The 19,384-nt window shown below is 72.4% G+C and carries 19 protein-coding genes; 7 read left to right on the forward strand and 12 right to left on the reverse strand.

Annotated features, from left to right (window positions below):
• The first annotated feature begins 25 nt into the window (after positions 1-25).
• Genes hypB through hypE form a run of 5 tightly spaced genes read left to right on the forward strand, consistent with a single transcriptional unit; the run spans position 26 to position 5,562 of the window.
• Positions 26-748, forward strand: coding sequence for a hydrogenase nickel incorporation protein HypB (gene hypB / locus ACZ5NH_RS00600; RefSeq protein WP_388629567.1), 723 nt, complete (start codon positions 26-28; stop codon positions 746-748).
• Complete coding sequence (hypF, locus tag ACZ5NH_RS00605; protein WP_468772111.1) at positions 745-3,090, forward strand: carbamoyltransferase HypF; 2,346 nt, start codon at positions 745-747, stop codon at positions 3,088-3,090. The genes hypB and hypF overlap by 4 nt, the downstream gene beginning before the upstream one ends.
• Positions 3,091-3,093: 3 nt before the next feature.
• Positions 3,094-3,384, forward strand: a complete 291-nt coding sequence (locus tag ACZ5NH_RS00610) for a HypC/HybG/HupF family hydrogenase formation chaperone (protein WP_388629573.1) — start codon at positions 3,094-3,096, stop codon at positions 3,382-3,384.
• Complete coding sequence (hypD, locus tag ACZ5NH_RS00615) at positions 3,381-4,496, forward strand: hydrogenase formation protein HypD (protein WP_468772113.1); 1,116 nt, start codon at positions 3,381-3,383, stop codon at positions 4,494-4,496. The genes ACZ5NH_RS00610 and hypD overlap by 4 nt, the downstream gene beginning before the upstream one ends.
• On the forward strand, positions 4,489-5,562 hold the full coding sequence (gene hypE, locus ACZ5NH_RS00620; RefSeq protein WP_468772115.1) for a hydrogenase expression/formation protein HypE: 1,074 nt from the start codon (positions 4,489-4,491) through the stop codon (positions 5,560-5,562). Before hypD ends, hypE begins: the two co-directional genes overlap by 8 nt.
• 41 nt (positions 5,563-5,603) lie before the next feature.
• Here the strand turns inward: hypE and hypA are convergent, their stop codons facing one another.
• The 9 genes from hypA to ACZ5NH_RS00665 all read right to left on the reverse strand — a co-directional run bounded on the left by hypA (position 5,604) and on the right by ACZ5NH_RS00665 (position 13,292).
• Complete coding sequence (gene hypA / locus ACZ5NH_RS00625) at positions 5,604-5,960, reverse strand: hydrogenase maturation nickel metallochaperone HypA (protein ID WP_468772116.1); 357 nt, start codon at positions 5,958-5,960, stop codon at positions 5,604-5,606.
• A 7-nt stretch (positions 5,961-5,967) separates the two neighbouring features.
• Positions 5,968-6,144, reverse strand: a complete 177-nt coding sequence (locus ACZ5NH_RS00630) for a hypothetical protein (RefSeq protein ID WP_388629583.1) — start codon at positions 6,142-6,144, stop codon at positions 5,968-5,970.
• Positions 6,145-6,176: 32 nt separating this feature from the next.
• Positions 6,177-6,383, reverse strand: a complete 207-nt coding sequence (locus tag ACZ5NH_RS00635; protein WP_388629586.1) for a hypothetical protein — start codon at positions 6,381-6,383, stop codon at positions 6,177-6,179.
• A 21-nt stretch (positions 6,384-6,404) separates the two neighbouring features.
• A complete protein-coding gene (locus tag ACZ5NH_RS00640) occupies positions 6,405-7,001 on the reverse strand; it encodes a DUF5947 family protein (protein ID WP_468772119.1) in 597 nt (198 codons plus the stop codon).
• Positions 6,998-7,558, reverse strand: a complete 561-nt coding sequence (locus tag ACZ5NH_RS00645; protein WP_468772120.1) for a NifU family protein — start codon at positions 7,556-7,558, stop codon at positions 6,998-7,000. The genes ACZ5NH_RS00640 and ACZ5NH_RS00645 overlap by 4 nt, the downstream gene beginning before the upstream one ends.
• The gene (locus ACZ5NH_RS00650; protein ID WP_388629594.1) at positions 7,551-9,344 is read right to left on the reverse strand and encodes a nickel-dependent hydrogenase large subunit; all 1,794 of its coding nucleotides are present in this window, start codon (positions 9,342-9,344) and stop codon (positions 7,551-7,553) included. Before ACZ5NH_RS00650 ends, ACZ5NH_RS00645 begins: the two co-directional genes overlap by 8 nt.
• Before the next feature lie 64 nt (positions 9,345-9,408).
• On the reverse strand, positions 9,409-10,497 hold the full coding sequence (locus tag ACZ5NH_RS00655) for an NADH-quinone oxidoreductase subunit B family protein (RefSeq protein WP_468772122.1): 1,089 nt from the start codon (positions 10,495-10,497) through the stop codon (positions 9,409-9,411).
• 144 nt (positions 10,498-10,641) lie between these two features.
• Complete coding sequence (locus ACZ5NH_RS00660) at positions 10,642-12,186, reverse strand: hypothetical protein (protein ID WP_468772124.1); 1,545 nt, start codon at positions 12,184-12,186, stop codon at positions 10,642-10,644.
• 692 nt (positions 12,187-12,878) lie between these two features.
• Positions 12,879-13,292, reverse strand: a complete 414-nt coding sequence (locus ACZ5NH_RS00665; RefSeq protein WP_468772126.1) for an SRPBCC family protein — start codon at positions 13,290-13,292, stop codon at positions 12,879-12,881.
• Positions 13,293-13,537: 245 nt separating this feature from the next.
• On the opposite strand from ACZ5NH_RS00665, the gene ACZ5NH_RS00670 reads away from it, so the two are divergent.
• Positions 13,538-15,343 (forward strand): alkaline phosphatase family protein, encoded by a 1,806-nt coding sequence (locus ACZ5NH_RS00670; protein ID WP_468772127.1) that lies wholly within the window; start codon positions 13,538-13,540, stop codon positions 15,341-15,343.
• Positions 15,344-15,374: 31 nt separating this feature from the next.
• Here the strand turns inward: ACZ5NH_RS00670 and ACZ5NH_RS00675 are convergent, their stop codons facing one another.
• The 3 genes from ACZ5NH_RS00675 to ACZ5NH_RS00685 form a co-directional block, all read right to left on the reverse strand.
• The gene (locus ACZ5NH_RS00675; RefSeq protein WP_388629609.1) at positions 15,375-15,605 is read right to left on the reverse strand and encodes a response regulator transcription factor; all 231 of its coding nucleotides are present in this window, start codon (positions 15,603-15,605) and stop codon (positions 15,375-15,377) included.
• A 190-nt stretch (positions 15,606-15,795) separates the two neighbouring features.
• Entirely contained in the window at positions 15,796-16,467 is a 672-nt protein-coding gene (locus tag ACZ5NH_RS00680; RefSeq protein WP_468772128.1) for a response regulator, read from the reverse strand.
• Positions 16,464-17,705 (reverse strand): sensor histidine kinase, encoded by a 1,242-nt coding sequence (locus tag ACZ5NH_RS00685; protein ID WP_468772130.1) that lies wholly within the window; start codon positions 17,703-17,705, stop codon positions 16,464-16,466. The genes ACZ5NH_RS00680 and ACZ5NH_RS00685 overlap by 4 nt, the downstream gene beginning before the upstream one ends.
• Positions 17,706-17,842: 137 nt before the next feature.
• Here ACZ5NH_RS00685 and ACZ5NH_RS00690 point away from each other — a divergent pair, with 137 nt between their 5' ends.
• Positions 17,843-19,381 (forward strand): nitrilase-related carbon-nitrogen hydrolase, encoded by a 1,539-nt coding sequence (locus ACZ5NH_RS00690; RefSeq protein WP_468772132.1) that lies wholly within the window; start codon positions 17,843-17,845, stop codon positions 19,379-19,381.
• The last annotated feature ends 3 nt before the right edge of the window (positions 19,382-19,384 follow it).

Here is a 19,384-nt window from a genome sequence, read left to right on the forward strand (position 1 = left end):
ACCGCCGTATCCGAGGAGCAGCGCCATGTGCCGGTCCGACGTCAAGCAGGCAGTCCTGGCGAAGAACGACGACCTGGCCGCGGAGCTGCGCGGCGATCTCGCCCGGCAGGGCGTGACCGTAGTCAATCTGCTGTCCAGCCCCGGCAGCGGCAAGACCGAACTCCTCGGCCGGGTCCTGGCCCGCGCGGTGCAGCGGGAGGTGCCGGTGGCGGCGCTGACCGCGGACCTGGCCACCGAGAACGACGCCGTCCGGCTCGCCCGGTCCGGCGCCCCCGTCCAGCAGGTGCTGACCGACGGGCTGTGCCACCTGGAGGCCCGTCAGGTGCGGGCGCGACTGGCGGGCTGGCTGCCCGCGGACACCTCCGTGCTCTTCGTGGAGAACGTCGGCAACCTCGTCTGCCCGGCCGCGTACGACCTCGGCGAGACCCTGCGGGTCGTGCTGATGGCCGTCACCGAGGGCGAGGACAAGCCGCTGAAGTACCCGACCGCGTTCGGCTCCGCCCACCTGGTCGTGATCACCAAGACGGACCTCGCCGAGCCGGCCGGCTTCGACGAGACCGCCTTCCGGGCGAACGTGCACCGGGTCAATCCGGGCGTGGAGATCGTCCGTTCCTGTGCCCGCACCGGCGTCGGCGTCGGCACCCTCCTGGACCGCGCCCTGGCCGCCCGGGACGGCGCCCTCCACCGGCCACCCCTCGCGCCGCATCCGCACGGCCACCAGCACGGCGCGCCCGCCCCCACCGTATGACGGCCCCGGCGACCGGCCTGGTCCGCCGCCGGCTCACGGTGCGCGGCACCGTGCAGGGGGTCGGCTTCCGGCCATACGTGCACCGCCTCGCCGCCGGCCTCGGCCTCGCCGGGTTCGTCGGCAACACCGGCGACGGCGTGATCGTCGAGGTCGAGGGCCCGGCGGAGGAGGTCGACCGCTTCTGCGCCGCGCTGGCCGAACAGCCGCCGCCCCTGGCCACCGTGAGCGGCATCGCAGGCGAGGACCTGCCCGCCACCGGCGACCCCGGACCGTTCACCATCCGCTCCACCGAGCGGGCCGGCGGCCGCACCCAGCTGCCGCCCGACACCGCGACCTGCGCCGACTGCCTGCGCGAGCTGGCCGATCCGGCCGACCGCCGGCACCGGCACCCGTTCGTCACCTGCACCCACTGCGGCCCCCGCTTCACCATCGCCACCGGGATGCCCTACGACCGGGCGGCCACGACCATGGCCGGTTTCCCGATGTGCCCCTCCTGCGCGCGCGAGTACGGCGATCCCGCCGACCGGCGCTTCCACGCCCAGCCCGTCGCCTGCCCCGACTGCGGGCCGCGGCTCACCCTGATCCCGGCCCTCGGCGGCCTCCGCCCGGCCCGGGACGCGAACGCCCTCGCCACGGCACGGGCGCTGCTGGCCGCCGGGCGGATCGTCGCCGTCAAGGGCGTCGGCGGCTACCACCTGGCCTGCGACGCCACCGACGAGCGGGCCGTGGCCGCCCTGCGCGACCGCAAGGAACGCGGCGGCAAGGCCTTCGCGGTGATGTGCGCCGACCTCGTCACCGCCGAGCGGATCGCGGTCCTCACCGCCCGCGAACGGGCCGTGCTGACCGGCGCCCGGCGCCCCATCGTCCTGCTCCGCAGGCGCACCGCGCCGGACGGCCTCCGTCTCGCCGGACAGGTCTGCCCGGGCAGCCCGTACGTGGGCGTGATGCTGCCCTACACCCCGGTCCACACCCTGCTGTTCGGCCTGCCCGGCGATCCGCCCGGCCCCCGGGTGCTGGTGATGACCAGCGGCAACCGCTCCGGCGAACCCATCGTCACCGACGACGCCGAGGCGCTGACCAGGCTCGCCGGGCTGGCCGACGCCTGGCTCGCCCACGACCGGCCCATCGCCTCGCCGTGCGACGACTCCCTGCTGCGGGTGCGCGCCGACGGCACCGAACAGCTCCTCAGGCGTTCCCGCGGTCATGTCCCGCGGCCGGTGCGCCTCCCGGTCCCGGTCCGCCCCACGCTCGCGGTAGGCGGCGACCTGAAGAACGTCCTGTGCCTGGGCGAGGGCGACCACGCGTGGTTCGGGCCGCACATCGGCGACATGGGCGAGCTGGCCACGCTGGAGGCGGCCGAGCGCGCCGAGCGGCACCTGACCCGCCTGACCGGCGTCACCCCGGCCCTGGTCGCGGCCGACCGGCACCCCGGCTACCACTCGACCCGCCGGGCCCGCCGCCGCGCCTCCCGACTGGCGGACGGCGCCCTGCGACTGGTCCAGCACCATCACGCCCACATCGCCTCCGCGATGGCCGAGCACGGGCTGGACGGCACCGTGCCGGTGATCGGAGTCGCCTTCGACGGTACCGGGTACGGCGACGACGGCACCGTGTGGGGCGGCGAGATCCTGCTCGCCGACTACACCGGCTACCGGCGCTTCGCCCACCTCGCCCCCGCCCCGCTGCCGGGCGGAGACGCCGGTGTGGCCAATCCCTGCCGGCTGGCGCTGGCCCGGTTGTGGGCGGCCGGGCTGCCCTGGGCCCCGGACCTGCCGAGCGTCACCGCCTGCTCGGAGGTGGAACTCGCCACGCTGGAGCGGCAGTTGGAACGCGGGTTGGCCTGTGTGCCGACGTCCAGCATGGGGCGGCTGTTCGACGCGGTGTCGTCCCTGGCGGGGGTGTGCCACCGGGCGGGGTACGAGGCACAGGCCGCGATGGAGCTGGAGGCGGCGGCGACCGAGGCCAGAGACGCGGACTCGGTGGCGTACCCCTTCGCCTTCGCCCGGCAGCGGGAGATCGATCCGGCGCCGATGCTGCGCGCACTCCTGGAGGACCGGCGGTGCGGCATCCCCGCACCGGTCCTCGCGGCCCGCTTCCACCGGGGCGTCGCACGGGCCGTCGCCGAGATCTGTCACCGTGCCCGCGCCGCGTCCGGGCCGGCCGCGGTCGCCCTCACCGGGGGCGTCTTCGCCAACGCCCTGCTGGAGGAGGAGTGCACCGCGCTGCTGACCGGGGACGGATTCACGGTCCTCCGGCACGGCGAAGTCCCCCCGAACGACGGAGGGCTGGCGCTCGGTCAGCTCATGGTCGCGGGCACAGCAACCCACCAAGAGACGGAGTGACCCATGTGTCTGGCAGTGCCCGGCAAGGTCGTGTCCATCGACCGGAGCGCCGACCCCCTGACCGGGCTGATCGACTTCGGCGGAGTGCGCAAACAGGCGTGCCTGGAGTACCTGCCCGATGTCCGGGTGGGGGAGTACGTCATCGTCCACGTCGGCTTCGCCCTGCAGCGCCTCGACGAGGAGTCGGCGCGGGCGTCCCTGGAGCTGTTCCGGCAACTGGGGCTGCTGGACGAGGAGTTCGGGGACGCCTGGGAACAGGCGGCCCGGCAGGAGAGCGGGAGTGAGGCCCAGTGAAGTACATCGAGGAGTTCAACGACCCCGAGCTGGCACGCCGGCTGCTGGACGAGATCCGCGCCACGGTCACCCGGCCCTGGGCGCTGATGGAGGTCTGCGGCGGGCAGACCCACTCCATCATCCGTCACGGCATCGACCAACTCCTCCCGGCCGACGTCGAGTTGATCCACGGCCCCGGCTGCCCGGTGTGCGTCACGCCGCTCGACGTCATCGACAAGGCGCTGGAGATCGCCGCCCGCCCCGAGGTGATCTTCTGTTCCTTCGGCGACATGCTGCGCGTGCCCGGCACCGACCGGGACCTGTTCCGGGTCAAGGGCGAGGGAGGTGACGTACGCGTGGTGTACTCACCGCTGGACGCGCTCGACGTCGCCCGCAAGAACCCGGACCGCCAGGTCGTGTTCTTCGCCATCGGCTTCGAGACGACCGCCCCGGCCAACGCCATGGCCGTCCACCAGGCCCGCCGCCTGGGCATCGCCAACTTCAGCCTGCTGGTCTCCCACGTCCGGGTCCCACCCGCGATCGAGGCCATCATGACCGCACCGGAATGCCGGGTGCAGGGCTTCCTCGCCGCCGGGCACGTGTGCAGCGTCATGGGCACGGCCGAGTACCCGGAGCTGGCCGGCAGGCACCGGGTGCCGATCGTCGTCACCGGCTTCGAGCCGCTGGACATCCTCGAAGGCATCCGCCGCGCCGTCCACCAACTGGAGCGCGGCGAGCACCGGGTGGAGAACGCCTACCCGCGCGCCGTGCGCGAGCGGGGCAACCCGGCGGCCCTGCGCATGCTGGAAGAGGTCTTCGAGGTCACCGACCGCAACTGGCGCGGCATCGGACGCATCCCCGCCAGCGGCTGGCGGCTGTCCGACGCCTACCGCGCCTACGACGCCGAACACCGCTTCGACGTCACCGGCATCCGCACCGAGGAGCCCGCCGTGTGCCGCGCCGGCGAGGTGCTGCAGGGGCTGATCAAGCCCACCGAGTGCGAGGCGTTCGGGAAGGCCTGCACCCCGCGCACCCCGCTCGGCGCCACCATGGTCTCCAGCGAGGGCGCCTGCGCGGCCTACTACCTGTACCGCCGGATGAACGCCCCGGAGGAGATGAGCCCCGTTGGCTGACCTGACCACCGAAGCGGCGGTCGACCCCGCGAACTGGACCTGCCCCGCACCCCTGCGTGACCAGCTGGTCGTCGTCATGGGGCACGGCGGGGGCGGCGCCCTGTCCGCCGAGCTGATCGAGCAGGTCTTCGCCCCCGCCTACGGCAACCCCACCCTGGCCGCCCTCACCGACTCGGCCGTCCTCGACCTGGGCGGCGCCCGGGTGGCCTTCTCCACCGACTCCTACGTCGTACGGCCGTTGTTCTTCCCCGGCGGCAGCCTCGGCGACCTCGCCGTCAACGGCACGGTCAACGACCTGGCGATGAGCGGCGCCCGGCCCGCCTATCTGTCCACGGCCTTCGTGCTGGAGGAGGGCGTGGAACTGGACGTCGTCGGCCGGGTCGCGCGGGCCATCGGCGCGGCGGCTCAGGCCGCGGGCGTCACCGTCGCCACCGGCGACACCAAGGTGGTGGAGTCGGGACACGGCGACGGCGTCTACGTCACCACCGCCGGCGTCGGCCTCGTCCCCGACGGCGTCGACATCCGCCCGCAGCGAGCCCGGCCCGGCGACGCCGTGATCGTCAGCGGCCCGATCGGCCTGCACGGCGTGGCCATCATGAGCGTGCGGGAGGGGCTGGAGTTCGGCGTGGAGATCGCCTCGGACACCGCGCCCCTGGCGGACCTCGTGGCGGCCATGCTGGCGGTCACGCGGGACATCCACGTCCTGCGCGACCCCACCCGGGGCGGCCTCGGCGCCTCCCTGAACGAGATCGCCCGCGCCTCCGGCACCGGCGTCCGGCTGCGGGACCGTTCCATCCCGGTCCCGGACGAGGTCGCGAACGCCTGTGGCTTCCTCGGCCTGGATCCGCTGTACGTCGCCAACGAGGGCCGCCTGGTCGCCTTCGTGCCCCCGGAACACGCGGAGGCAGTGCTGGCCGCGATGCGGGCACACCCGCAGGGCGCCGGCGCCGCCCGCATCGGCGAGTGCGTGGCGGAGCACCCGGGCATGGTCGTCGTCGCCACCGGTCTCGGCGGCACCCGGGTGGTGGACCTGCCGCTCGGGGAGCAGTTGCCCCGCATCTGCTGACCGCCGGACACGGGTGCGCGACCGGCCCCCCGGCCCCGCCGTCAGCGCGGGGCCGGGACCGGCTCGACGCCCGTGATCTCCAGCTCCCGACCGCTGCGCAGCTCCTGCGAGGGCCGGTCGCAGCGCGGGCACCAGAAGAACGGCGGCATGCCCACCGCGAACTCCTCGGCGCAGGGCGTGCAGTAAGCGTGTGCGGTGACCTGCTCGACGACCAGTTCGGCCGTGGCGAGCGCCGTACCCTCCCGGGCCACCTCGAAGGCGAAGTGGAGCGCGTCCGGCACGACGCCCGCCAGCTCGCCCACGCGGACGGTCACCGCCGAGACGGCGTCCGCGCCGTCCGCCCGGGCGAGTTCGCCGGCCTGCTCCACGATCGCGGTCGCGATCGACAGCTCGTGCACGGCCGGCTCAGGGGTACCGGCGGTTGGCCCGCAGCCCACCGGTCATCCGGTAGATGCGCAACTCACGTACGATCCCGGGGAGTTCCTTGACGAACAGGGTCACGGCCAGGCCACCGACCATGGCCGCCTGCACGACGAGCAGCTGACGTCCGGACATCCCGGCCCGTGCGGTCCTTCTTTTCATGCCAACCTCCATGGCAGTCTCTTCCTGCTGTCTCATCCCGGCGAGATGTTCGGCATGTCCTTCACCAGGGCGTCATGCCGTTTCCAGTGGATACCGGTGGAGCGGCGCGCGTCGGAGCTGCCGTCCGTGTGGTGTCCGGGCTGGTGCTTGTACGGGCCCTTGTTGCCCTGGTGCAGTCCGGGCACATGGCTCGGGGTGTCGGGCTTCGCCTGGGCGCGGCCCACTCGGATGCTGCCCATGTCGGTTCTCCTTCCGGGTCCTCAGGACCGTTCGGTCAGCTCCCTGAAGAACTGTTCTACGGCCGGCCAGACCCGGCCGCCACCGGAGAGGCCCCGCCACTCGCGGCGGACCAGGGCGATCATCCGGTAGCAGTCGTCGACCGGCACGATCCAGTGCTCGTCGAGGCCGCGCACGGTGTTCACCAGCAGCGCCTCCACGTCGGGTGCCATGGCGGCGAGCTGCGGAACCGTGGCGGCCAGCCGCTGCCAGGCCGCGGCGTCCACCTCCCACCGCATGGCCCCCGCCGGACTCGGCCCCTGCGCGGTGACCGTGCCGTCGGAGCGCGGCACGAAGAACACCAGACCCACCGGGACGCCCAGCACCGCCGTGTCGACCGGTGGCAGCCGCAGCCGGCGCCGGGGCACGAGCCGGTAGCGGCCCTCGCCCGTCCCGTCGTCGGCGAAGAGCACCGAGCAGGGGCCGCACACGCAGCGCACCTCGGCGGCACCCGTGTCGTACAGATGGGGATGGTCGACGGCCAGACGGGCGGCGCACAGCTCGCAGACCTCGGCCTCGGCCGTCGCCGCGCGGTCGGCCGCGGAGCGGATGACCCGGGCGAGTGCGCCGTCCATCCTCACCGCGCCTCCTCGGGCATGGCCCGTCGCTCGATCGTGCTCAGCGGTACGAACGCGGGCGCCGCCTTCCGCTGGGCAGTCCCCGGCACCGTCTCCACCTCGGTCAGCTCGGGAGCGACCGCCAGCACCGCCGCCCGGACCGCCTCGCCGACGTCCGACGAGCCTGCGCCGCACCCGGAACCGCACCCGCCGCCGGAGGTCAGCCGCACCCGCGCCACCTGCCCGTCGACGCCGGCCCACTCCAGGTCGCCGCCGCGCTCGCGCACCGCCGGCCGCAGCCGCTCCACCGCGCGGGCGGCCCGGCGCTCCGGGGATTCCGGATGGATGTCGTGCAGGACCAGGAGATGAGCCAGCAGTTCGTCCTCGGCGAGCCGCTCGCTCAGCGGCTCGTCCGCGTGGTCCAGCACCCGGGCGAGGGCCTCGCCGTAGACCTCGGTCAGCAGCCGCACCGCCTCCAGCGCCGGGCCGGGCGCGGATTCCAGCCCGGCCAGGACCTCGTCGAGACGGGCGAGCCGCGCCTCCACCGCCGGGTCGGGGAGCCGTACGGCGGTGTCAGCCATGGTTCGCTCCGTACGTGGGCGAGTGCACGGTGGTCAGGGTCTTGCCCTTGCCCATGTACATGTGGACACCACACGGCAGACAGGGGTCGAAGCTGCGCACGGTGCGCATGATGTCGACACCCTTGAAGTCGTCCGGCCCGTTCTCCTCGAAGATCGGCTGGCCCTGGACGGCGTCCTCGTACGGGCCCGGGGTGCCATAGCTGTCCCGGGGGCTGGCGTTCCACGGGGTCGGCGGGTACGGGTGGTAGTTGGCGATCTTCTTGTCCCGGATCACCAGATGGTGGGAGAGGACCCCGCGCACCGCCTCGTGGAAGCCGCAGCCGATCGACTCGTCCGGCACCTCGAAGTTCTCGAACACCTTCGTGTCGCCGTTCCTGAGCATCCCCATGGCCTCCTCCAGGAACTGCAGGGCCATGGCGGCGGCGTAGGCGATGAAGTACGGCCGGGCGCGGTCCCGTTCGAGGGTGTTGCTCCACTTCGGGATGCGCCACTCCAGGGTCTGCTCCGGCAGCCTCTCGCCCTTGGGCAGGGTGATGCGGACGCTGCCGCCGGTCGCCTTGACGTACGGCGTGTCGACCAGGCCGCTGAGCGCGGTGGACCACAGCCGGGCCAGCGGACCGCCACCCGTGTCCAGGGCGAGGTACTCGCCGGTCTGCGGGTGGTGCCAGCGCGGGCTCATCACCCAGCTGTAGTTGCCGCCGAAGTCCCGCTTCTGCGGCACCGGGACCGTGGTCTGGTTCCACGGGTGGCGCATGTCGACGGGGTTGCCGAGCGGGTCGTGGGTGACGAACGGTTTCTCGTTCACCCAGTCCTCGTAGAAGGAGCTGCCCAGCATGATGCGCAGGCCGAGGTTGATGTCGATCAGGTCGTTGGTGACCAGCTTGCCGTCCACGATGACACCGGGGGTGACGTACATCGCCCGGCCCCACTCGTTCATCGTCGCGTAGCGGTAGTCGACGACGTCCGGGTTCTGGAAGGCGCCCCAGCAGCCCAGCAGGATGCGGCGCTTGCCGACCTCCTCGTAGCCGGGCAGGGCCTCGTAGAAGAAGTCGAAGACGTCGTCGTTCATCGCCACCGCCTTCTTGATGAAGTCGATGACGCGCATCAGGCGGCTGAGGTAGTCGGTGAAGGTGTTCGGCTGCGGCATCGTGCCGACGCCGCCCGGGTACAGCGTGGAGGGGTGCACATGCCGCCCCTCCATCAGGCAGAACATCTCCCGGGTGATCCGGCTGACCTTCAGCGCCTCCTTGTAGACCTCGCCCTCGAAGGGGTTGAAGGCCTTCATGATCTCGGCGATCGTCCGGTAGCCGTGGACGTCCCCGCGCGGTGCGTCGGTGCGCTCGGCGCGGGCCAGGACACCGGGGTTGGTGGCCTTGACCATCGCCTCGCAGAAGTCCACGAAGACCAGGTTGTCCTGGAAGATCGTGTGGTCGAAGATGTACTCCGCCGCCTCGCCCAGGTTGGTGATGTGCTCGGCCAGCTTGGGCGGCTTGACGCCGTAGGCCATCTGCTGGGCGTAGTTGGAGCAGGTGGTGTGGTTGTCCCCGCAGATGCCGCAGATCCGCGAGGTGATGAACCCGGCGTCACGCGGGTCCTTGCCCTTCATGAACACGGAATAGCCGCGGAAGAGCGACGACGTGCTGTGGCACTCGACGACTTCCCGGTTGGCGAAGTCGATCTTGGTGTAGATGCCCAGGTTGCCGATGATCCGGGTGATCGGATCCCAGGACATGTCGACGAGCTGGGCGGGTTTGCGTTCTGTGGGCCGGGACTCGGTGGTGGTCATCTGCGGTGCTGCCCCTCGCTGTTCGGGTCGGGCGGTTCGGTGACGGGACGGGGACGGACGGGCGTCAGGCACGCCAGTGCGGGTCGTAACCGCTGGTCAGCTTGCGCTTGTTGTGGCGCCACTTGGGCTCGTGGTTCACCATGTCGTTGGTCAGGCCGCGCAGCCGGCGGACAACGGCTCCGTACGGCTTGACGAGCATCGTCGACAGCGTGCCGCCCGGGGGTTCGTCCATGAACGGCATGAAGGCGTCGGGGAAGCTGGGCATGGTGCAGCCGATGCAGATGCCGCCGACGTTCGGGCAGCCGCCGATGCCGGCCATCCAGCCCCGCTTGGGCACGTTGCAGTTGACCACCGGGCCCCAGCAGCCCACCTTCACCTGGCACTTGGGGGAGTTGTAGTCCCTCGCCAAGTCGGCCTGCTCGTAGTACGCGGCCCGGTCGCAGCCCTCGTGCACGGTCTTCCCGAACAGCCACTGCGGGCGCAGCATGTGGTCCAGCGGCGGCGGGGGAGCGGCACCGGCCGCGTGCTGGAGCACCCAGATGAGCGTCTCCATGAAGTTCTCCGGCTGGATGGGGCAGCCGGGCACATTGACCACCGGGAGTCCCGACCGCGCCTTGAACTCCCAGCCCAGATAGTCCGCGAGGCCCATGCAGCCGGTCGGGTTGCCGGCCATGGCGTGGATACCGCCGAACGTGGCACACGTGCCGGCCGCCACCACCGCCCAGGCCCTGGGCGCGAGCTGGTCGATCCACCAGTTCAGGGTCTGCGGCTCGCCGGTGTCGGGGTCGTTGCCGAACGACGTCCAGTAGCCGTCGCCCTTGATGATGTTCTGGTTCGGGATCGAACCCTCGATGACGAGGATGAACGGCTCCAGCTCGCCCCGTGCCGCGGCACGGTAGGGAGCGAGGAAGTCCTCGCCGCCCAGGCTCGGTGAGAGCACCTTGTTGACGAGGTTCACCTTCGGCAGGCCCGGGATCAGGCCCAGTACGACGTCCTCGATGGACGGCTGGCCGGCGGCGGTCAGCGACACGGTGTCGCCGTCGCAGCTCATGCCCTCCGAGATCCAGAGGATGGTGATCTCGTCGAATCCCTTCCGCGCCTCGGCACCGCTGGGCTCGCCGTGGACATCGGTGGTACCGCTCTGTGTGGTCATCGCTGCGGCCTCCGTCGCTGCCGGTCTCGGAGTCGGTCGTAGGGAACGGCCGGGACCATGGGGGTCCGGGCCTGGGGGCGGCCGAGTGCGGCGGCCCGGTCGCAGAAGGACCGCTCGACCATCGGGCGGTCGTGCCGCGCGGCCTCAGGGCCATCCATCGGACCGTCCCTCCTCCGGCCGGTCGGCCGGACGCTCGGGGGGCCGCGGGGTCTGCGGCCGGGGTGAGGTGACCGGACCCGGCGCGTCGGAGTCGCCGAGCGGTTCGACCTCGTCGGGCCGGAAGTAGTGGAAACGGCCGTACCAGCCGTGCAGTTCGGCCGCGGGATCGTCGTCCACGGTGACGGCCAGGTGCACGCTGCCGTCCACGTCGTGGAAGACGGCGCCGACCTGCGCGGTCCGTCCTGCCAGGAACATGTCCTGGGCGTCGGCGCCCCGGGCGCGCGGACGCAGCCGGACCCGGCTGCCGCCGCCGACGGGCACGCCGTCCACGAGCACCGTGTCGGTCGCCGGGGACAGACCGGCGTCGCCGTCCTCCTGCCACCAGACGGGCCGCTCGGTGCCGGACCGGGTCTGTGCCGGAGTCAGGGAGCGGACGGCGCCGTGCAGTCGGGCGAAGACCTCCCGGGGCATGGTGTCGACCCGGTCGAGGATCTGCGCCGCCCGTGGATCGGTGGCCCGGGCCTCGGCCTTCTCCTCGTCGGTCAGCAGCATCGTGCGCAGGGTGAGGATCTCGTCGATCTCCGCCGCGTCGTGCAGATCGCCCGGACTCTCGGGCGCCACCTGGGGCCAGTCGGGCAGGATGATGGGGGCGGAGAGCATGACGGCGCCCGTCGTACCCTGCTGGGGCGGGCCGGCGAGCACGGGGAACGTGAACGCGTTCCGGCAGCCCCGCGCGTGCTCCGCCAGACCGGCGGGCGGATCGATCAGCGAGGCGAACTCCAGGCCGTCCCCGCCGACGAGGGTGTGCGTGGCGAGCAGCGCCTGCCGCAGAGCCTCGGTGCGCGGGGCCTGTGGATCCGTCACCTCGCCGGTGTTCTCGGTGCGCACCCGCAGCCGGTACAGCTCCGGCGCGAGCGGCTCGGCCGCGACCGTCGTCACGGCCCGCAGCTCCCGGCGCCGCCGGACCGTCCGCCCGGCCCCGTCGGGCAGCGCCTCGGCATCCGTGCCGGCGGCCGCGCCCACCAGGGCGGTACGACCGCCGAGCAGCAACTCCTGCAGCGGCAGCACCAGCTCGGTCTCGCGCGGCACCGCCTCCTCGAACGACAGATGCGTGGCACCGTCGGACGTGCGCAACCACTCGACCGGGCGGTACCGTCCGTCCGGGCCGGCCGCCTCGACCTGCTTGTCCTGCATCTGCAGACAGCGCACCCGCACCCGTACGACCGCGTCGGCGCGCGGCGTTCGCAGCAGGCACTCGGTCTGCTGGTACCAGGAGTCGGCGGAGCCCGAGATCCCCGGTGTGACCGGCCCGTCCCGCTCGACCCAGTCGCGGGGCAGCAGCACGCCGAACTGCCAGCGGACCCGGTTCTTCGGCGAGGACCGGCGGTACGGGTAGAGCAGGTAGCCCTCGTACAGCACGGCGTCCGCGACCGCGCCGACCTGCGCGAAGGCATCGCAGGACGCCCCGGCGCCACCCTCGTCCACCAGGGCAGCGAGCCCCACGCCGCCCACGCCGGCCCGGTCCGACATGCCGCCTCCTCGTCACCGGTTCACTCGCGCATTCCTTTCACCACCGTCACATCCGTCACGGCTCCGCGCTCGTCCGACGCACCGCCATTGCGCCGCCCAGGGGACGGCGAGCGGGCGGGCCCCGCGAAACACCGGTGTTGCGCGCGCCGCGGTCGCCGCCCCTGCTGCTTCGAACGCCGCCCCGGATCCGCCTCCGCGCGCCGGCACGCGTGAGGATCACGGTCCGAGTCAGCCCCCGGATCCCGTCGGCAGGGCAGTTGGGCCCCAGTTCGCAGGACAACACCGCGAGCGCCACCGACCCGGCGCTGTCCCTGCAGCACGCTGCCATCGGCTACCGCAATCTGGCGGCCCTGCGCCGCTAGCCGCCGGTGTGCGACACAGGGCCTCCCCGGAAGTGTCCGGGAAGGCCCCGCGCACGCCTGTTCGTTCTCCGGGCGCTCACCCATCGGGCCACCACTGCGTTCCGTCTTCGGGCCCCGGCTGCGCCACTTCGGCTCCTCCTGCAGGGACTCGTTCGCGGCGGTGTTCGCGTCCTGGTCGGAGACGCCGGAACGCTCCGCCTCCTTGCGCAGCCGCGCCCTGCGCGCGTCGTCCTTCTTGCTGCCGGGTTCGGGTACGACGATCACCTCCAGCGCCCGGGTCCCCGGCACTTTCCGCAGGTGAACAGGCCTGCCCGCACCGGGTCCGGCGCCTCAGTCGGCCGTGTTCTCGACACGCATGCGCACCTGCGCCTCCAGGCGCCGCAGACTGCCGTCCAGCGCGTCGAACACCGCCTGCTCGCCGGGATCGTCACCGGGGTCGAAGAACGACAGATGCACGGTCACCTCGCTGGCCCCGCTGCCGATACCGGAGACCTGCAGCCAGCCGGTGTAGCTGCCCTGCTCCCGGGTGCCCCACTCCAGGCGCATCTGGTCGGGCCGGGCCCGCAGCAGGGCGGCCATGTCCTGGCCGGAGCGGTCCTCGTGCACCGTGACCGCGGGCGGTTCCTCGGCCTCCACGTGCAGGGCGGCCGGGAGCCATGCGTCGAGCTGGCCCAGGTTGGACGCCTGGTCGAAGACCTGCTCGGGCTGTGCGGGCATCGTCCGGGACCATTCGTACTCGGTCATGGTGACACCGCCCTCCGCTGGGAGCTCGTACCCCGACCGCGTGCCCCTTTCGCGGCGACCGAAAAGCCCGCTGCCCCCGGCATGGCCACCGGGCTCCGCGCGCCGTGAACTTGTCTGGTCAAGTTTGGTTGTGGTTCTTCCGCTCGACAGTCACGACCAGTACTCATGTCCCGTTCGTTGCGCACAGTCAGGCCGTGCGGGGGCGCCCCTCACGGCATCCTCACCAACGGGACGAGGTACCACGTATGCGACTGCGCTGGAGATCCCTCGGCGGGCTTCTCACCCTCCTCGGCGCACTGATCGTCGCCGCTCCCGCCCCCGCCGGAGCGGCCGGGAGCAGCGGCAACCTGATCGTCAACGGCGACGCCGAGAGCGGTGGCTCCTGCACCTCCGACTGGGCGGCTGCCACCACGGTGCCCGGCTGGACCACCGAGGCCGGCGGTCCGGACGTCATGTGCCACAGTGTCGCCTCCTTCGGGCTGCCCAGCGACGGCCAAACGCCGGGCAAGGCGTTCTTCGGGCCCGGCAACTTCGGCGACGGAGCGATGACGCAGACCGTCGACGTCTCCTCGGCCGCCTCGGCCGTCGACGGCGGGGGAGTGCACTACAACCTCTCCGGCTGGCTCGGCGGCTGGACCACCTACAGCGGCTATGTCGCGGTGAGCCTGCACTTCCACGACGCGAACGGCCGCCCCGTCGGCGCCGCCGCCAAGCTGCCCACCGTCTCCGCGAGCGACCGGGGCCTGGCCACCAAGTTCCTCGCTCGCAGCACCACCGGCGCGGTTCCGGCCGGCACCCGCTCCATCCAGGTCGAGGTGCAGTTGCTGTCGACGAGCAGCGAGACCGGCTACCTCGACAACCTCTCCCTCACCCTGGACACCCCGGTCGCCGCGCCCGCCCCGCTGGCCCCGCCCGTCTCCAAGGTGCCCGGCTATGACCACGTCTTCATGGTCATGATGGAGAACACGGACTACTCCGAGGTCATGAACGACCCGGCGGACACGCCGTACATGCACAGCCTCATGACCCAGGGCGCCACGCTCACCGACCACCATGGCGTCTACCACCCGAGCGACGAGAACTACCTCGCCATAGCCGGCGGCGACACCTACACCAAGGGTGCCACCTACTTCCCGAACATCAACTCTCCCGAGCGCAACCTCGGTGACACCCTGGAGGCGGCCGGAAAGTCCTGGAAGGCGTACGAGCAGGGCATGGGCACCCCCTGCAACACCAAGAACAACAACGACAGTTACTACCAGCCGGACGACGCGCCCTTCATCAACTACACCGACATCAGCGGCAACGCCTCCCGATGCGCGGCCCACCTGTTCGACACCACGCAGCTGACCACCGACCTGAAGTCCGCGGCCACCACCCCGAACTTCTCCTGGATCGCCGCCGACGACTACTACGACGGCGAGGCCTCCGGCAACGGCAACACCACCAGCCTGAAGACCCAGGACGGCTGGCTGAAGCAGACCCTCGCCCCGGTCCTCGCCTCCCCCGCCTGGACCCAGCAGCGCTCGCTGCTGATCCTGACCTGGGACGAGAGCCAGAACGAGGCCTACAACCACGTGGTCACCACCGTCGTCGGCTCCCAGGGCACCGTCCCGGCCGGCACCAGCAGCCCGCTCCACTACGACCACTACGGCATCGGCCGCACCATCGAAGCCGCCCTGGGCCTGCCCGGTCTCACGGCCAACGACACCTACGCGACACCGCTCAACGCCGCGTTCGCCCCGTCCGCCGCGAGCACGCCGACGCTTGCCGGCGACCTGAACGCGGTCTCCGACGGCGGCAACGTCACCTTCCGCTACTCGGTTCCGTCGACGGCCCAGGTGAACGCCAAGAACTGGGTCGGCATCTACCCGGCCGGTGTCACCCCGGGCCAGCAGTCCTCGCTGACCTGGTCCTATGCGCCGAACGCCAGCGGCGCCCCGACCTTCTCGACCGGCAAACTGAACGGAGCGGGGAAGTACGACGTCTACTACCTCGCCAACGACGGCTACTCGGTCCTCGCCGGACCGGTCTCCCTGACCGTCGGCTGACCGGAACCGCCGGCTGACCCGCCACGACGGCTCACAGGCCCAGGGAGATGGCGACGCGGGTCAGCTCGGCGGTGTTGGTGATGTTGAGCTTGGCCCGGATGCGGCGCAGATAGGCGTCCACGGTATGGGTGGACAGTCCCATGTGGCGGGCCGTCTGGAGATAGGTGCGGCCGGCGGCGATGTGCCGGAGCGTCTCCCGCTCGCGCGGAGCCAGCGCGGGGGCGGGGGCTTCGGTGTGCGGCGTGGCGAGAGTGGCGATCATGGGACTGTCCTCCGGCGAGACATCTGGCCGTTTAGTGCGATTTGCCCTTGTTCCTCCAGATTGCTCGGCGGACGTCATGGCCGTGTCCGCCGACTGTCACAGGCGCGTCACAGGGAAAGGGAATTGGTTTGGACCACTTCTGAGGTGGCAAGTGAGAGCGCGCGCGACCGGGGAAAGGGCGGGTACCGCGTCAGGCGAGACCGGCCCGGTGGGCGTACAGCGCGGCCTGGACCCGGTTCTCCAGGCCCAGCCTGGTCAGGATGCGGTTGACCCGGCTCTTCACCGTCGCCTCGCTCAGCCCCAGATCCGCGGCGATCCTGGCGTTGGACAGCCCCCGCGCGACCAGCACCAGGACCTGGACCTCACGCTCGGTCAGCGACACGCCCGCCGGCACGGACGCGGATGCCGTCGGCACAAGCGCGGGCGGCAGCGCGGTGACGGTGTCGATGAGGCGCCGGGTGACGGTCGGGGCGAGCACGGACTCGCCCTCGGCCGCCGCGCGGAGGGCCTCGGCAAGCTGTTCGGGCCGGCTGTTCTTCAGCAGGAAGCCGACGGCCCCGGCACGCAGGGCCGCGTGCACGTACTCGTCCAGGTCGAAGGTGGTCAGCACCAGCACGCGCGGCACCGGACCCGGCCCCGGCCACTCCCGCACGATCCGCCGGGTGGCCTCCACACCGGTCGTGCCCGGCATGCGTACGTCCATCAGCACCACGTCCGGACGGAGCGCCGCGGCCAGGGCGACCGCCTCCTCACCGTCGCCCGCCTCGCCGACGACGGACAGCCCCTCGCGCCGGTCGATGACGAGCCGCAGCGCGGTCCGCACGATCTCCTGGTCGTCCACCACCAGCACGCGTACGGTCATCGGTCCCCCTGCGCCGGGTCAGGGCGTGCCGGGTCGGCGGCCCGCGCGGACAGCACCGCGCGCAGTCGCCAGCCGCCGTCCGGGTGCGGACCGGCGTCCAGCTCGCCGTCGAAGGCCGCAACCCGCTCCCGCATCCCGACGAGCCCCCGCCCGGCACCGGGCACCGGACGGTGTCCCGGGGCCGGTGGGTCGTTGTCGACCTCGACCGTGAGTCGAGCCTCGTCACCGCGCACGGCGATCCGTACGGCGACCGGACCGGCGTGCTTGACCACGTTCGTCAGCGCCTCCTGGACGATCCGGTAGGCCGAGACCTGCATCCCGACGGGCGGCGCCGTCGGCCCGGCCACCTCGACGGCACAGGTGACCCGGCACCCCGCGGAGGTCGCGACCCCCACGAGCTGGTCGAGACGCGCGAGGGACGGCTCGGGGGCCAGGTCCCGTTCACCGAAGGACAGCAACCCGAGCAGCCGGCGCATCTCGGCGAGCGCCGTGTCGGCGGTCCGCGCGATGACCCCGACCCCCTGCGCGGCCTCCTCGGGCTGGAGCGGACCGGAGGTCAGCACGTCCTCGGCGGCCCGTGCCTGGAGGGCGATGGCGCTGACGTGATGGGCGACGACGTCGTGCAGATCGCGGGCGATCCGGGCCCGCTCGGTGAGCACTGCCTGGCGCGCGTTGAGTTCCCGCTCGGCCGCGAGCCGCCGGTTCAGCTCACGCAGCCGGGCCGCGTCGGCGTCCATCCGGTGCCGCCCGTACCCCAGCAGCCAGGCCAGGGCGAAGAAGAACCCGAACGTCGTGAGGCTGATGGGTGCCAGCGAACCGAGCCGTGGCGGCTCCCAGTGCCCGGTCAGCGCGTCCGTGACGGCGGCCGAGACGAGGCTGAGCAGGGTGACCGGCACACTCGCCGCGGCGGGCATGTACCGGGCCACGGTGTAGACACCGAGCATCAGCAGGAACGGCCCGGGCACCTTCGACGGAATCGGGCCGAGCGTCTGGAACAGGACGTACAGGGCGGTCATCGCGACGAGTACGGCACGCGGCGCCCTCCGCCGCCACAGCAGCGGCACGGTCTGCGCGCCCCACAGCGCCACGCCCCAGGCGGGCGGCTCGGGCGTCCGGTCCAGCACCGTGACCATGTCGAGCAGGGTGAGCCCGCCGACCCATACCGCGTCGGTCAGCCGCGGTCGGTCGGCGAGCCAGCGTTGTGCGGCTCGGGGCAGGGCGATCACCTGGGCGCTCATCTCGGTCCGTCAGGCTAGACGAGACGCGAGCGCGACGGATCCTCCGCCGGGCGCGCATCGAAAGATGCGCCGGCGCTCCCCAGGGTCGGCACTGGGCCCGAGGCGTCGCCGGGCCGGCCCGCCCTAGCGTCCACGTCATGTCGAAAACAGCCGTACAGCCCCCGCCCCAGCCGATGACGGACCAGTCCCCGCGGCGAACCCCCTCCCGCAAGCACGCCTGGCCGCTGCTGCCGCTCGGCACCGCCGCGCTGCTCTTCGCGGTCGGCGGCCGGTGGGACATCGCGGCCGCCGCCTGGATCTTCCCCGTCCTGCTGCTGCGGTTCACCCGCCTCACCCGTGCGTGGCCCGGAGCGCTGTGGATCTGGGCGGCGCACCTCGCGGCGGCCGTCTTCTGGATCCAGGAGTCGGCGATCGGCTTCAACCCCGTGGTGCTCGCGGGGGCCCTCGCCCTGGCAGCCCTGCAGACACTGCCGTTCGTCGCCGACCGGCTGCTGCAGATCCGCCTGCACCCGGCGGCCGCGTCCCTCGTCTTCCCGGCCGGTGTGGCCGCCGGGGAGTTCCTGATCACCCAGGTGTCCCCGTTCGGCACGGCGTTCGGCTCCCTCGCCGTCACCCAGCACGGAGACCTCCCGCTCCTCCAGGTCGCCTCGGTGACCGGCCCGTGGGGCATCGGCTTCCTGGTCGCCTACGTGGCGAGCACCGTCAACCGCCTCTGGGAGCAGGCCTCTTGGCGCAGCGGGCTCGCGTGCATTGCCGTCCTGCTCGCTGTGCTGCTCGCCGGCGGTGCCCGGCTTGCCTTCTTCCCGCCGCAGGGCGCGACCGTGCGGATCGCCGGCGTCACCCCCGCTCGTGGCGTCACCGACCCGCTCAAGGCCGCGCTCGCCCGGTTCGGCAACGGGCCCGGAGACGTAGCCGCCGCCCCCGCCGCCGCGGTGCGGCCCGCGATGACCGCGGTCGAGGACGACCTGCTCGCGGCCACCCGCCGTGAGGCCGCCGCCGGCGCGAAGATCGTGATCTGGCCGGAGAACGCGGTGCGGACCCGGGGGCCGGACGAGGCCGCCGCCATCGCCGCCGCTCAGCGGCAGGCCCGCAGCTCAGGCGTCTACCTGGAGATCGGGGTCCGCGTCTACAGCGCGACCCCGCCCGCATACGGACGGGACGAGGCCCTGCTCATCGACCCCCGCGGCAAGCTGCTCTGGACCTATCAGAAGGCCCATCCCATTCCCGGTTCCGAGCGCTTCACGCCCGGCGACGGCCATGTCCCCGTCGTCCGCACACCGTACGGCCGGCTCGCGGGCGTCATCTGCTACGACGCCGACTTCCCGGCCCTGATGCGCACCCGGGCCGACATCATGCTCGTCCCCTCGCACGACTGGAAGCAGTACGGCGCCGCGCACACCGACAAGGCGGGCCTGCGCGCCGTGGAGAACGGGTACAGCCTGATCCGCCAGGACGCGGAAGGGTTCTCGGCCGCCTACGACGCCGAGGGGCATGTCCTCGCCACCTCGGACTACTTCGCGACCGACCGGCAGACCATGGTGGCCTACGTCCCCGTGCACGGCGTCACCACGGTCTACGACCGCATCGGCGACACCTTCGCCTGGCTCTGCCTGGCCGCGCTCGCCGCGTTCACGGTCACCGCCGTCGTCCGGCCCCGGCGCCCGGAGGACCGCTGAGGC

This window comes from Streptomyces sp. NPDC031426 (assembly GCF_055581585.1).

Excerpts from the sequence above, each read along its gene's own strand:
- hypB (WP_388629567.1), top strand. The coding sequence starts at position 26 with ATGTGCCGGTCCGACGTCAAGCAGGCAGTCCTGGCGAAGAACGACGAC.
- hypF (WP_468772111.1), top strand. The coding sequence starts at position 745 with ATGACGGCCCCGGCGACCGGCCTGGTCCGCCGCCGGCTCACGGTGCGC.
- ACZ5NH_RS00610 (WP_388629573.1), top strand. The coding sequence starts at position 3,094 with ATGTGTCTGGCAGTGCCCGGCAAGGTCGTGTCCATCGACCGGAGCGCC.
- ACZ5NH_RS00630 (WP_388629583.1), bottom strand. The coding sequence starts at position 6,144 with ATGAAAAGAAGGACCGCACGGGCCGGGATGTCCGGACGTCAGCTGCTC.
- ACZ5NH_RS00635 (WP_388629586.1), bottom strand. The coding sequence starts at position 6,383 with ATGGGCAGCATCCGAGTGGGCCGCGCCCAGGCGAAGCCCGACACCCCG.
- ACZ5NH_RS00645 (WP_468772120.1), bottom strand. The coding sequence starts at position 7,558 with ATGGCTGACACCGCCGTACGGCTCCCCGACCCGGCGGTGGAGGCGCGG.
- ACZ5NH_RS00650 (WP_388629594.1), bottom strand. The coding sequence starts at position 9,344 with ATGACCACCACCGAGTCCCGGCCCACAGAACGCAAACCCGCCCAGCTC.
- ACZ5NH_RS00655 (WP_468772122.1), bottom strand. The coding sequence starts at position 10,497 with ATGACCACACAGAGCGGTACCACCGATGTCCACGGCGAGCCCAGCGGT.
- ACZ5NH_RS00660 (WP_468772124.1), bottom strand. The coding sequence starts at position 12,186 with ATGTCGGACCGGGCCGGCGTGGGCGGCGTGGGGCTCGCTGCCCTGGTG.
- ACZ5NH_RS00665 (WP_468772126.1), bottom strand. The coding sequence starts at position 13,292 with ATGACCGAGTACGAATGGTCCCGGACGATGCCCGCACAGCCCGAGCAG.
- ACZ5NH_RS00670 (WP_468772127.1), top strand. The coding sequence starts at position 13,538 with ATGCGACTGCGCTGGAGATCCCTCGGCGGGCTTCTCACCCTCCTCGGC.
- ACZ5NH_RS00675 (WP_388629609.1), bottom strand. The coding sequence starts at position 15,605 with ATGATCGCCACTCTCGCCACGCCGCACACCGAAGCCCCCGCCCCCGCG.
- ACZ5NH_RS00680 (WP_468772128.1), bottom strand. The coding sequence starts at position 16,467 with ATGACCGTACGCGTGCTGGTGGTGGACGACCAGGAGATCGTGCGGACC.
- ACZ5NH_RS00685 (WP_468772130.1), bottom strand. The coding sequence starts at position 17,705 with ATGAGCGCCCAGGTGATCGCCCTGCCCCGAGCCGCACAACGCTGGCTC.
- ACZ5NH_RS00690 (WP_468772132.1), top strand. The coding sequence starts at position 17,843 with ATGTCGAAAACAGCCGTACAGCCCCCGCCCCAGCCGATGACGGACCAG.